The following is a 12797-nucleotide window of genomic DNA, read 5'->3' on the forward strand; positions in this document are numbered from 1 at the left end:
AGGGGAGGCGGAAGGCGAAGGGGAGGCGGAAGGCGAAGGGGAGGCGGAAGGTGAAGGGGAGAAGGTGCTCATGCCCGTGTCTTTCGTGGTCAACAGGGGTGGTGCCCAAAGGCCTGTTGCTTCAGTATGGATATGTAGCTTCCCACCGGGAAGTACGCACTCCAAGGTGCGTAAGGCACCACTGGGTGGGAGGAACGATCGATGGCCACGACGACGGCGGACCAGAAGCGGGCCCAGGCCAAGGCCGAGTACAACGCCTTCCTGGCGGTCTGCCCGAGCCGCCAGCTGCTGGACCGGATCACCGACAAGTGGGTCACGCTGATCCTGTGCGCGCTGGGCGGCGACGAGGCGTCGCAAGCAGATTCCGGCGTGCCCCGGCCGCTGCGGTACTCGGAGCTGTCGCGGCTGCTGGTCGGTGTGAGCCAGAAGATGCTGACCCAGACGCTGCGGTCGTTGGAGCAGGACGGACTGGTCACCCGGACTGTGACGCCGACCGTGCCGGTCACGGTCACCTATGAGCTGACCGAACTCGGGCGGTCGCTGCATCAGATGGTGCGGGGGATGCGGGCTTGGGCTGAAGCGCACATGGATGATGTGCTGGTCAATCGGGCGACTCGTGAGGCTGACGGCAAGGCTGAAAGCAATGCTGGGATTCAGTAGCTGGGATTCAGTAGCCGGATCCAGTAATCGGGATCCCACAACCGGGAACTATCGCTATCAGCGCACTGCCGCCTTCAGCGCCGCCTCGATCGTGGTCGTCAGCACGTCCAAGTACTCCTCGCCGCTGTCCTCGTCCATGACCAGCACCCGGAATCCCAACGGCGCGATCAGCAGATCGGCGGCGAGTTCCATGTCCAGCCGCTCCGACAGCTCGCCCCGCTCGATCGCCGTCCGCAGCATCGCCCGCGCCGCTGCCCGCCGGGGGGCCGCGACGTCGCGGCGCAGTGCCTCGCCGAAGGCGTCGCTGCGGCGGGACTCGGCGATCAGGCCGGTCCCGATGGTGCTGACCACCGGGTGGGCCAGCTGGCCCCGCATGGTGCCGAAGTACTGGCGTAGATCGCTGTGCAGGGCGCCGGTGTCCGGGACCGGGGGCAGCGTGTCCTCGACCGCCTGTCGGAGCAGTTCGGTCAGCATCTCCTGCTTGGAGGCCCAGCGCCGGTAGAGCGCGGCCTTGCCCACGCCGGCCCGCCGGGCCACGGCCTCCATGGACAGGCCCGCGTAGCCGGTCTCGGCGAGCTCGGTGAAGACCGCGTCCTTGATCGCGTCGGTCACTTTCTGCCGCAGGGCTGCTCCGCCGGTCGCGGTGCGCGTGGTTGCCATGTCCGCAGTCTAACCGAACGGAACGGTTGCGTTCCATTGGGCGCGGTGCTAGCTTCCTGCTCAACGGAACGGAACCGTATCGTTCCGAAGATGGAGAGGCCACACCATGAAGTTCCTCTACGACGAAGAGTCCTTCTCCTTCGAAGCGCTCAGGACCGCCGGCTACGCCACCTACGGCGGCGCCGAACTCGGCGAGGTGCTGGTCACCTGTCGGCAGATCCCCGAAGGCGACGAGCAGGCCTGGTCGGCGCAGTGGGCGGCGACGGCGGCGCGCGTGGAGCGCATCGGCCGGGACGCGCTGGCCGCCGGGCACCGGGTCAGCGCGCGCGAGGCGCTGCTGCGCGCGTCGAACTACTACCGGACCGCCGACTTCTACCGGCGCGAAGACCCGGCGAACGACGCCGAATCGGCGCGGCTGGCCAAGGCTTCGCAGCAGACGTTCGCCGACGCCGTGGCGCTGCTCGACATCCCGGCCCGCTACGTGCGCATCCCTTATGAGGACACGACGCTCCCCGCCTACCTGTTCCTCGCCGACGACTCCGGCGAGCCCCGCCCGACCGTGATCTACCACGGCGGCTTCGACTCCTGCCTCGAAGAGGACTACCTCTCCTTGGCCGCCGGCGCGCTGCGGCGCGGCTACCACGTTCTGACGTTCGACGGACCGGGTCAGGGCTCTACGATCCGGGAGCAGGGCCTGCACTTCCGTCCGGACTGGGAAGCCGTGGTCACCCCCGTCGTCGACTTCGCCCTCACCCTGCCCGAGGTGGACGCCGCCCGCGTCGCGCTGGTCGGCACCAGCCTGGGCGGCTACCTCGCGGCCCGCGCGGTCGCGTTCGACCACCGGCTGGCCGCCTGTGTGCTGCACGACGGCGTCTACGACTTCTCCGAGGTCTTCCAGACGACCGCGCGGCGCGCCGCCGAGCTCCCCGGCGGCCTGGCCGAGCTGAAGGCGCAGAGCACGTTCGTGCGCTGGCTGATCGACAACGGCCGGTGGAACTTCGGTATCGATGACCCCGACGAGCTCATCAAGGCGACGCAGAGCTACACGATGGCCGGGATCGCCGATCGGATCACCTGCCCGATGCTCGTGCTGGAAGCCGAGGTCGACCAGTTCTTCGACGGCCAGCCGCAACGCATCTTCGACGCGCTGACCAGCCCGAAGAAGCTGATCAGGTTCCGCGAGGACGAGGGCGGCGGCGAGCACTGCCACGAGGGCGCCATGGCCCTGTTCCACCAATGCACCTTCGACTGGCTGGACACCGTGCTCGTGGTCTGAGAAACCTCGGCGCTCGCGGTCTGAAGAACTTCAGTGCTCGCGGTGTGAAGGAGCCTCGGTGCCCGAGACCTGAAGAACCTCGCCCGGTCGGCCGACCGGGCGGCCCTGTGTTGCCGACCCGGTCAGCCGGCCAGCGACTGCGTATCGGACGACCGCGTATCGAGCGACTGCGTGCCCAGCGCGGTGAGCAGCGCCAGCCGCTCGGCGTCCTCGGTCCCGGGCTCGGCGGAGTAGACCATGATGTGCAGGTCGCTGCCGGCCACGGTGAGGATGTCGCAGTCGAGCACGACGTCGCCGACGTAGGGGTGCCGGATCGTCTTGCGGGCGGTCTCGTGCACCCCGGTATCGCCGGTGCCGCCGGTGCTCCACAGCTCGGCGAACGTCTCGCTGTGCTCCAGCAGTTCGCTGACCAGCTGCTTGAGCCGCGGATCGTTCGGGTAGGTGGCGGCGACCGAGCGCAGATCGGCGACCATCCCGGACAGGAAGGCCGCGCGGGATTCCGGCGTTTGCTGGACGCGGTTGTTCAGACCGAGGAAGTTGCGCCACACCGCGTTCCGCTCCAGACCGCGCCAGCCCGACGGGTCACCCATCAGCGCGGCGTAGGGCGGGTTGGCCACCAGCAGCGTCCAGGCCGCGTCGAACACCGCCACCGGGGTGCCGGTCATCCGGTCCAGCAGTCGCTGCACGCTCGGCGTGATGCGCGCCGAGACCCGGTCCGGACCCGGGGGCTGGAGCCCGCCGAGCCGGAACAGCAGCGCACGCTCGGCGTCCGCCAGTCGCAGGGCCCTGGCCAGCGCCTCGATGATCTGCTCCGAGGGGTTGACGGCCCGGCCCTGCTCCAGGCGGGTGATGTAGTCCACCGAGATCCCGGCCAGCAGCGCCAGCTCCTCGCGGCGCAGCCCGGGAGCGCGGCGGTGGCCGCCGACGGGCAGCCCGGCGTCTTGCGGGCCGACCCGGTCGCGCCAGCGCCGCACCGCCTCTCCGAACTGCGTGGTCGCCATGTCATCCAGTATGGCCGCCGCGCGCGGAGTCTTCCTGGTACCAGCAGTCCCAGGAAGACGCGACATCTGGCTGGTCATGACGCCAGCCCGCAGCCTGGAGACATGGACGGACAACGATCACCTCTCGCCGGGGGTCGGGACGATGGCGCGCCGACGGCCGGAGCCACTTCGACGGCCGCAGCCACTCCGACGGCCGCAGCTACTCCGACAGCCGGGGCACCTCTGGCGGTCGGTTTCATCGGGCTGGGGGACCAGGGGCTGCCGATGGCGCGCGCCGTCGCCGAGGCCGGGTTCCCGTTGCACGTCTGGGCCCGGCACCCGGCGTCGCTCGAAGGCCTGCGCGGCGTGCCGCACACCGCCCACGACACCCTGAGCGACCTGGCCATGGTCAGCGACGTCGTCGCGCTGTGCGTCAGCACCGACGAGGACGTGTTCGGCCTGGTCAACGGCGGCCTGCTGGCGGCCATGCGGCCGGGGACGGTGCTGGTCAACCACGGCACCGGCCTCCCGGCGGCGGCCGTGCGGCTCACCGAGCTCTGCGCGCCGGCCGGCGTCGAGGTGCTGGACGCGCCGGTCAGCGGCGGTCGCCCCGGCGCGGTCGAGCGGCGGCTGACGACGCTGGTCGGCGGGCCGGAGCCGGCGGCGCGGCGCTGCGAGCCGGTGTTCGCCGCGTTCTCCGCTCACGTGGTGCACCTCGGCGCCGCGGGCTCCGGCCAGCTGGCGAAGCTGCTGAACAACGCGCTGCTGATGCTGAACCAGGCCGCCGTCGCCGACATCGTCGCGCTGGCCGGCCCGCTGGGCCTGGACGCCGCGCGGGTCGCCGACGTGCTCAAGCTCGCCAGCGCCGCCAGCGCCGCCCTGACCTTGCTGAACACGATGGTGACGCCGGACAACGTCGAGCACCTGTCGGGGGTGGAGGCGCTGGACATGGAACTGTTCGACGCCGCGATGCGCCAGGCCGGGGTGGACGCCGCCGCGATCACCGCCCGCGGGCTGGCCGGGGCCAACGGGCTGCCGGAGCTGGTGCGGCGACTGAACGCATGAGAGCACCGGCTAGCGCATGAGCACCGACTAGCGCATGAGCACCGACTAGCGCATGAGCACCGACTAGCGCATGAGCACCGACTAGCGCACAACATCAGCCGCAGAAAAAACGGCCGCACACAAAGGAAAACGACCCGGCTCGACCAGAGCCGTGCTGAAAGGAAAGCACCCATGAACAAGCTCGCACTCGTCACCGGCGCCACCTCCGGAATCGGCGCCGCGTTCGCCAGGCGGCTGGCCACCGACGGCCACGACCTGGTGGTCGTCGGGCGCCGCACGGACCGGCTCGAAGCCTTCGCCCAGGCGCATCCCGAGGTCAAGGTGCGTGCCCTGACCGCCGATCTGGCCACCGCCGCCGGTATCGACGCGGTCGCCGGGGTGCTCGCCGGCGAGCCGGTCGATCTGCTGATCAACAACGCCGGTGTCGCGCACTACATGCCGCTGGCCGACCTGCCCACCGACCAGGCGAGCGAGCTGGTGAGCGTCAAGGTCCTGGCACCGACCATGCTCACCCGCGCCGCCGTCCCGGGGATGCTGGAGCGCGGCGCGGGCACGATCATCAACGTGGCCGGGATGATCGCGTTCGCCGGCCCGGCCCCGCACGAGCAGATGCCCCGCCGCGCCGTCTACGGCGGCAGCCTCGCCTACCTGGTCGCGATGTCGCAGACGCTCAGCGCCGAACTCGAGGGCACCGGGGTGGGCGTGCAGGTCGTGTGCCCGGGCGTCGTGGCCACCGAGTTTCACGAGGTGCAGGGCCTGGACCTCAGCGCCGTGCCCCGGATGAGCGCCGACGACGTGGTCACCGCCAGCCTGCGCGGGCTGGAAATGGGTGAGACCGTCGTCGCACCCGGCGTCGAGGACGCCTCGCTGCTGGACGCGGTGTTCCGGGCCGATCTCGCGGCGTTCGGTGCGCAGAGCCCTGAGCTGGCGACGCGTTATCGCTGAGGCGCTGTCGGCGACAAGCAATCGGTGAGGCACCCTCGGCGGGTTGTCCACGCCTGCCGATAGCCTGGCTCGGTGTTCACCCGACCATCGGCAGTGAAGGCCGCGCTGAGTTCAGCGACGACGGCCCAGGCCGCCATCCGCGAATTGAACGAGGGCGAGGAGCGGCGGCACCAGGATGTCCGCGACGCGTATCAGGCCTCTCATGCGACGGCCGTCCGGGGCCGGCTGCGGGCGATCCCGGTGGAGCGGCTGCGGGATGTGACCGGCGCGCGGATTCCGGTGCGGCAGCTCACGGAGGCCGGCTTCACCTCCATCGCGGAGCTCGTCGAAGCCTCGCCCGCCGAGCTTCAGGCGGTACCGGGTATCGGGGCGAAGGGGGCCCAGCGCACCGCCGAGGCCGCGCGCCGGATCGCGCAGGCCGCCACCGAGAGCACGCACGTCACCGCCGACCTGGACCTGCGGGTCGAGGAGGCCGCCGCGCTGCTCAGCGCGCTGTATCGGGTCCAGGCCGCGGACCGGGTGCTGCTGCGGGTGCGCGAACCGGCCGGGCGGATCGGCGGCGCGCTGGCGGGTCTGGCCGCCGCCGCGCGACCGCTGAGCAGCCGGATGCGGCGCGCGCTGACCGGCCGGATGCGGCGTGAGGCGGCGCAGGACGCGGTCACGCGGCTGGAGGAGCTGCTGGCCGATCCGAAGGTGATCGGTGAACTGGAGCGGATCGAGGTCGCCAACGCCAAACTGCGAACGGTCAAGACGCCGCGGCCCGGCACCGTCCGCAACGACTTCGAGAAGCGCTCCGCCGACTACTTCAGCACCCTGAGCCGCATCGCCGGGGCCCGGGTGAACGGCGAGGCGGCGCGCGGGTTCCTGCCGGTCACGCTGGCCGACCGGGTGGCGGCGCAGAAGCTCGACGGCACGCACCTGCGCGTGTCGCTGCGTGCCTACCAGGACTTCGGGGCGCGGTTCGCCCTCGCCCAGGAGCGGGTCATCATCGGCGACGAGATGGGCTGCGGCAAGACCGTCGAGGCGATCGCCGCGCTGGCGCATCTGCGGGCCACCGGCACCAAGCACTTCCTGGTGGTCGCCCCGGCCAGTGTGCTGATCAACTGGATGCGCGAGGTCCGTGCGCACAGCACCCTGCGGTCGCACCGGCTGCACGGACCGCAGCAGGCTGACAACCTGCGCGCGTGGGTGTCCGGCGGCGGCGTCGGCATCACCACGTTCGAGGCGCTTCCCGGGCTGGACCTGCCGCGACGGCTGACGGTCGGGATGCTGGTCGTGGACGAGGCGCACTATGTGAAGAACCCTGACACGCTGCGCTCGGCCGCCGTCCGCGCCTGGACCGACCAGGTGGACCGGGTGCTGTTCCTGACCGGCACGCCGATGGAGAACCGGGTCGAGGAGTTCTGCAACCTGGTCGGCTATCTGCAGCCGGATCTGGTCGGGTCGGTGGACCAGCTGGACGCGGTCGCGGGATCGGAGGCGTTCCGCAAGGCGGTGGCGCCGGCCTACCTGCGCCGCAACCAGGAGGATGTGCTTTCCGAGCTGCCGGAGATGCAGCAGATCGACGAGTGGGAGGAGTTCGGGGTCGAGGACGCGGAGGCGTATCGGGAGGCGGTCGAGGCGCGCAACTTCATGGCGATGCGGCGCGCCGCCTACGCCTCGGGCGACCCGGCGTCCTCGGCCAAGCTGCGGCGGCTGGTCGAGATCGCGGACGAGGCGGGCGCCAACGGCCGCAAGGTGGTGGTGTTCTCCTACTTCCGGGACGTCCTGGAACTGGTCTGCCGCACCCTCGGCGACCGCGCCATCGGCCCGCTCACCGGCTCCATGCCGCCGCAGCACCGGCAGAAGCTGGTTGACGAGTTCGCGGCGGCGAAGGGGCAGCCGGTGCTCGTCAGCCAGATCCAGGCCGGGGGAGTGGGACTCAACATGCAGGCGGCCTCCGTGGTCATCCTGTGCGAGCCGCAGGTCAAGCCGACGCTGGAGACGCAGGCGATCGCGCGGGCGCACCGGATGGGCCAGATCCGCCGGGTCCAGGTGCACCGGCTGCTGGTCTCGGACAGCGTCGACCAGCGGATGCTGGAGATCCTGGAGGCGAAGTCAGGGCTTTTCGACGCCTACGCTCGGCGCAGCGAGACCGCCGAGACGGTGCCCGAGGCCAAGGACCTGTCGGACGCCACCGTGCGGCGGCAGCTGATCAGCGCCGAGCGGGAGCGGTTGGGGTTGACCGGCTGAGCGCGGGGGAGTCGTGCGGGCCGCTCGCTACGCGTCCTCAGCCCCCTTCAACTCCCAGGCCCCGCGCCGCCGCACCACGATCAGGTAGTACGCGGCCGACACCACCGCGATCCCGATCGTCGTCCACAGGCTCGGCCGCCCGACCTTCGGGTCCTGGAAGTTCTCATACACCACATACCCGATCGCCCCCAGCGCCAGTACCGGCGCCAGCGGCCAGGCGGGCATCCGGTAGGCCGCGTGCGCGGTGGATCCGTTGCGGCGCCCGGCGATCGAGGACAGGGCCAGGGCGGCGTAGACGGCGATGATCGTGGTGGAGGTGACGACCAGCAGGAAGGTGTCGTCCGCGAAGCAGAACCCGGCGCTGACCACGCCGGTGAGGATGGTGGCGATCCAGGGGCTGCCGAACCGGGGGTGGATGGCGGCCAGGGCGCGGCTGGCCGGTCCGGGCCAGGCGGCGTCGCGGCCGGTGGAGAAGACCATGCGGGCGGTCACCAGGATGATGGCCAGGACCGCGTTGAAGATGGCGACCGCCACGGCCAGGCTGATGACGTCGTTGACCGTCGAGTCGGACGTGGCGGTGATGAAGTACTTCATCATGTTGTCCGCGCCGAACAGGCTCGGCAGGTTCGGCGCGCCGATCAGGACGGCGGTGGTCGGGATCAGCTCGGCGAAGACGGTGATGGCCAGTGCCCACAGGATGGTGCGGGAGATGTTGCGCGGGGCGTCGGTCGTCTCCTCGCCGAAGTAGACCGCCGAGCCGTAGCCGTTGTAGGCGAAGATCGCGACGGCGGTGGCCGCGCCGATGGTGCCGACGCCGACCGCGGTCACCGTGGAACCCGAGGCCGCGGCGGCCACCGGGTGCGCGATCAGGTCGCCGAGTGAGCGCTTGGGGTGGAAGAAGCCCAGGGCGCTGACGACGATCAGCGCGACCATCTCGATGGCCAGGAAGATCCCGGTCACCCAGGCGTTCAGTTTGATGTCGAACACGGCCAGGGCGGTGGCCAGCAGTGTGGTGACGGCCGCGGTGGCCGCGACGTCCAGGTGCGGGAACAGCACTTCCAGGTAGGTGCCGACGCCCAGGGCGATGACGGCGACGATCAGCAGCTGGGTGACCAGGATCAGCCCCAGGACCACGAAGCCCGGCAGCTTGCCGAGCGCGCGGGCGGTGATCGCGTACTCGCCGCCGGACAGCGGGAACGCCGAGGAGAGTTCGGCGTAGATCAGCGCCATGAAGACCCCGACGACGCCGGCTACCGCGAAGGCCCAGAACGCGCCGGTGCCGGCCTGGCTGACGACGCCGGGGCTGATGATGAACACGGAGGAGGCCGGGGTGGTGGCGGACAGCGTGATGAACAGCGTGCCGAGCATCTTCAGGCCGCGGCGCAGCCCGGGCCGGCCCTGTGGGGCGGTGTCGGTGGAACGGGACGGGGACGTGCCGGAAGCCGTCATGGAGCGTCCTTCCATCGGGGTTCTTTGAAGAAGCATCAAAGAACTCGTCTTGGCTCAGCGTCAAGGCTCTAGCCAATAACGAGTGGATAACCTCTGTTCCCAGCCCGTTCTCGGCGGCCCGGCAATCCATGATCGACGATCACCGCTTGCGTTCTTTGGCGAAAATCAAGAGAATTCCGAACCATGGGGAGACCGAGCAGAGCCCACGAGAAGCGCGCCGAACTGGTCGAGGCGGCCCGCCAGGCGGTCCTGGCCCGGGGCGTCGCCGGGCTGCGGATGCGAGATGTCGCCGACCACGCGGAGATGACCCCCGGCGCGATCCAGTACTACTTCCCGACGCTGAGCGACGTGCTGCGTGAGGTCCAGCGCGAGGCCGTCGAAAGGTTCTGCGTCGACCGGGAGGCGGCGGCCCGGGCCGAGCCGGATCCGCGACGGCGGCTGGTCGGCATGATCCGGTCGGGCCTGCCGGCCGGGAGCGATGACGAACTGGCCCGGCTGTTGCTGGAGCTGGGTACCTTCGCGCGCCGCGACGCCGCGTACTCCGCGCAGCACGTCCGCCTCTACGAGCGGCAGGTCTCGCTCTACGCGGCGATCCTGGAAGCCGGTACGGCCACCGGCGTCTTCACGCCGACCCGCGACCCGAACACCATCGCCCGGAGCCTGGTCCTGCTCGAGGACGGCCTCGGGCTGCACCTGACCCAGGCCGTGCCGCCGCTGGACGTCCGGGAGGCCGAGACGATCCTGCTGGCCTATGCCGCCGACGCCACCGGCTGCGACCTGACCGCCGTGGAAGGACACTGACACCGATGACCAGCACGCCTCGCGCCGGAGACCCCCGCGCCCGAGACCTCGGCCTGCCCTTGCCCGGCACCCCGGGCCCGCACAACGCGATCACCGACGTCCCGGGCGTCCACGTCGGCCAGGCCACGCTCATCGAGGGCGAGGCCGTCCGCACCGGCGTGACCGCGATCCTGCCCCGCCCGCCGGCCACCGTCGAGAACCCGTGCGCCGCGGGTTGGTACTCGCTCAACGGCAACGGCGAGATGACCGGCACCGCCTGGCTCAGCGAGACCGGCACCCTGCGCCTGCCGGTGCTCGTCACCAACACGCACGCGATCGGCTCGGCGCATCGCGGCGTGATCGACTGGGCGGTGCGCGAGAAGCCGCAGATCGCCGAGGAATGGCTGCTGCCGGTCGTGGCCGAGACCTGGGACGGCTACCTGAACGCCATCAACGCCCCCACCGTGCAGCCGCACCACGCCGTGGCGGCCATTGACGCGGCTCGCACCGGCCCGGTCGCCGAGGGTTCCGTGGGCGGCGGTACTGGGATGAACTGCTACGGCTTCAAGGGTGGGAACGGCACCGCCTCTCGGCGTGTCGGCTATGGCGCGCAGACGTATACGGTCGGTGCGTTCATGCAGGCCAACTTCGGGTCTCGCAGGGAACTGACGATCTGCGGGACGCGTGTCGGCCCGGAGCTGTCGGCGGACAACCCGATGGAAGGCAACCCGATGGAAGACTCCGCGCGGCAGCAGCCGCCCGGGTCCGGGTCGGTCATCGTCGTCATCGCCACCGACGCCCCGCTGCTGCCGCAGCAGTGCACCGCGTTGGCCCGGCGCGTCCCGCTCGGCCTGGCCCGCACCGGGACCAGCGGCTCGCACTTCTCCGGCGACTTGTTCCTGGCCTTCTCCACCGCGAACGAGGACGCGTTCGGCAGCGGCATGGGATTCCCCAAGGGCGAGCCGGGCTATGGCGAGCTGCGGTTCATCCCCTGGAACCGGATGGACGCGTTCTACGAGGCGGTGGTCGAGGCCGTGGAGGAGGCCGTGCTCAACGTGCTGGTCGCGTCGCGGGGTATGACGGGGCGGGACGGGCATCGGTCGCCGGGGATGCCGGTGGACGAAGTGTTGCGGCTGGTCGGGGTCCGCTGACCGCCGGGACGCTCGTGAGCCGCGACGACTACCGCGACCGCTTCGAGGCCCGCCACGGGCTGCGCGTTCTCACATTCCGGCAGAGCACATCTCAGGCTGCGGCCGCTGTTGTCGGCGCCGCAGGTGAGCTGGCTACCGTCGGCCGCATGCCCAAAACCCCGCGCTCGAAGGTCCAGATCGCCGCTTTTGTCGCCGCGGCCACGATGGCCGGCGCCATCCCGGCGGCCACCGCCCACGCGTCCGACCCGGCTTCGGCGGCAGCGGCAGTCGCAGCGGCAGCCGCAGCCGCAGCCGCGCCACACCTGCCCGCGTGGACCGTTCTGACCGATGCGCACGGCGCCGGGAACGGCAAGATATTCGTCGCGCCGTCCTCCTCCGACGGCACCTACGCCAACGGCGTGGAGATCCTGAGCCCGGACGGCAAGAAGACCGTCTGGTCCCACGAGGTCCCGGCCGGGGTGTCCGCCGCTGACTTCCGCGCGCAGACCTACCACGGCAAGCCGGTCCTGACCTGGTGGCAGGGGACCGGCCTCGGCGGTCTGGCCAGCGGTGTCGACGTTGTCTACGACGCGGACTACCGCCAGATCGCCGAAGTCCACGCCGGCAACGGCTACACCGCCGACGGCCACGAGTTCGCCATCACCTCGCACAACACCGCGCTGATCCTCGCCTACAAGGAGAAGACCGCCGACCTCACCGCGCTCGGCGGCTCGTCCCACCAGAAGGTGATCGACGGCGTCGTGCAGGAGATCGACATCGCGACCGGCAAGGTCCTGTTCCAGTGGGACGCCGCCGACCACGTCCCCTACTCCCAGAGCGAGCAGCCGCTGCCGGCCTCGCCGGACACGCCCTGGGACTGGTTCCACATCAACGCCGTCAAGCAGGACGGCGAGAACCTGCTGGTCGACGCCCGCAACACCTGGACCGCCTACGAGCTCTCGCACTCGACCGGCAAGATCCTGTGGCAGCTCGGCGGCAAGGCGAGCACCTTCAAGCTCCAGGCCGCCCCCGGCCAGGAACTCAACGACGCCGGCGCCTTCTTCTCCTGGCAGCACGACCCCGAGCCGCTCGGCGGCGGCCGCTACAGCTTCTTCGACAACGAGTCCGCCGGCGTCGCCAACACCGGCGCCGGTGCCGTCTCCGACTATCCCTACAGCCGCGTCGTCACGGTGCGACTCGACCCCGCGAAGCACATCGCGACCCTGGTCGGGGCCGAGGCCCAGCCGGCCGGCCTGATCGCGTCCTCGCAGGGCAACGCCCAGCCCGAGCGGGGCGGACGGACGTTCGTCGGCTGGGGTGCGCTGCCGTATGTCTCCGAGTTCGACCGCGGCGGTGCGGTGGTGTTCAGCGCGGAGTTCCCCGCCGGGGTGAACACCTATCGCGCCTACCGTTTTGACTGGAAGTAAGGACTCTTCACCGCTCCGGGTTCTAGCGACTGATTCCAAGGGGTGCGGTCCTGCTACCGACGACCGCTTGGAATCAGCCGTCTAGAACGCTAATGAAGATCTTGTGATGGGGGGCCGTCCTCGTGTGGGGCGGCTCCCTCGATCATGTGGTGGTGCTCAGTGCCCAGGTGCCGCTGGTGTGGTGGAGGCCGAG

At 70.6% G+C, this 12797-nt stretch carries 11 protein-coding genes; 8 read left to right on the plus strand and 3 right to left on the minus strand.

Annotation, left to right across the window (positions count from 1 at the left end; genetic code table 11):
- Positions 1-201: 201 nt before the first annotated feature.
- The gene (locus tag KGQ19_RS42850; protein WP_212020343.1) at positions 202-660 is read left to right on the plus strand and encodes a winged helix-turn-helix transcriptional regulator; all 459 of its coding nucleotides are present in this window, start codon (positions 202-204) and stop codon (positions 658-660) included.
- A gap of 57 nt (positions 661-717) precedes the next feature.
- Here the strand turns inward: KGQ19_RS42850 and KGQ19_RS42855 are convergent, their stop codons facing one another.
- Complete coding sequence (locus KGQ19_RS42855; protein WP_212020345.1) at positions 718-1320, minus strand: TetR/AcrR family transcriptional regulator; 603 nt, start codon at positions 1318-1320, stop codon at positions 718-720.
- A 106-nt stretch (positions 1321-1426) separates the two neighbouring features.
- Between KGQ19_RS42855 and KGQ19_RS42860 the strand changes: the two genes are divergently transcribed.
- Positions 1427-2596 (plus strand): alpha/beta hydrolase family protein, encoded by a 1170-nt coding sequence (locus KGQ19_RS42860; protein WP_212020347.1) that lies wholly within the window; start codon positions 1427-1429, stop codon positions 2594-2596.
- Positions 2597-2718: 122 nt separating this feature from the next.
- Here the strand turns inward: KGQ19_RS42860 and KGQ19_RS42865 are convergent, their stop codons facing one another.
- The gene (locus KGQ19_RS42865; protein WP_212020349.1) at positions 2719-3597 is read right to left on the minus strand and encodes a helix-turn-helix transcriptional regulator; all 879 of its coding nucleotides are present in this window, start codon (positions 3595-3597) and stop codon (positions 2719-2721) included.
- Between the two features lie 237 nt (positions 3598-3834).
- Between KGQ19_RS42865 and KGQ19_RS42870 the strand changes: the two genes are divergently transcribed.
- The 3 genes from KGQ19_RS42870 (at position 3835) to KGQ19_RS42880 (ending at position 7818) form a co-directional block, all read left to right on the plus strand.
- Positions 3835-4641 carry an NAD(P)-dependent oxidoreductase gene (locus KGQ19_RS42870; protein ID WP_368862242.1) on the plus strand — a complete coding sequence of 269 codons (807 nt, stop codon included), beginning with the start codon at positions 3835-3837 and terminating at the stop codon, positions 4639-4641.
- 171 nt (positions 4642-4812) lie between these two features.
- Positions 4813-5586 (plus strand): SDR family NAD(P)-dependent oxidoreductase, encoded by a 774-nt coding sequence (locus KGQ19_RS42875; protein ID WP_212020353.1) that lies wholly within the window; start codon positions 4813-4815, stop codon positions 5584-5586.
- A gap of 72 nt (positions 5587-5658) precedes the next feature.
- Complete coding sequence (locus KGQ19_RS42880; RefSeq protein WP_212020355.1) at positions 5659-7818, plus strand: DEAD/DEAH box helicase; 2160 nt, start codon at positions 5659-5661, stop codon at positions 7816-7818.
- A gap of 27 nt (positions 7819-7845) precedes the next feature.
- Here the strand turns inward: KGQ19_RS42880 and KGQ19_RS42885 are convergent, their stop codons facing one another.
- Positions 7846-9267: an APC family permease gene (locus tag KGQ19_RS42885; protein ID WP_212020357.1), complete on the minus strand. Its 1422-nt coding sequence runs from the start codon at positions 9265-9267 to the stop codon at positions 7846-7848.
- A 183-nt stretch (positions 9268-9450) separates the two neighbouring features.
- Between KGQ19_RS42885 and KGQ19_RS42890 the strand changes: the two genes are divergently transcribed.
- The 3 genes from KGQ19_RS42890 (at position 9451) to KGQ19_RS42900 (ending at position 12604) form a co-directional block, all read left to right on the plus strand.
- Positions 9451-10068, plus strand: coding sequence for a TetR/AcrR family transcriptional regulator (locus KGQ19_RS42890; RefSeq protein ID WP_194895859.1), 618 nt, complete (start codon positions 9451-9453; stop codon positions 10066-10068).
- Positions 10069-10073: 5 nt separating this feature from the next.
- Entirely contained in the window at positions 10074-11198 is a 1125-nt protein-coding gene (locus KGQ19_RS42895; RefSeq protein ID WP_212020359.1) for a DmpA family aminopeptidase, read from the plus strand.
- A gap of 146 nt (positions 11199-11344) precedes the next feature.
- Positions 11345-12604, plus strand: a complete 1260-nt coding sequence (locus KGQ19_RS42900) for an arylsulfotransferase family protein (protein WP_212020361.1) — start codon at positions 11345-11347, stop codon at positions 12602-12604.
- The last annotated feature ends 193 nt before the right edge of the window (positions 12605-12797 follow it).

The organism is Catenulispora pinistramenti, from assembly GCF_018274385.1.
Taxonomy (GTDB): Bacteria; Actinomycetota; Actinomycetes; order Streptomycetales; family Catenulisporaceae; genus Catenulispora; species Catenulispora pinistramenti.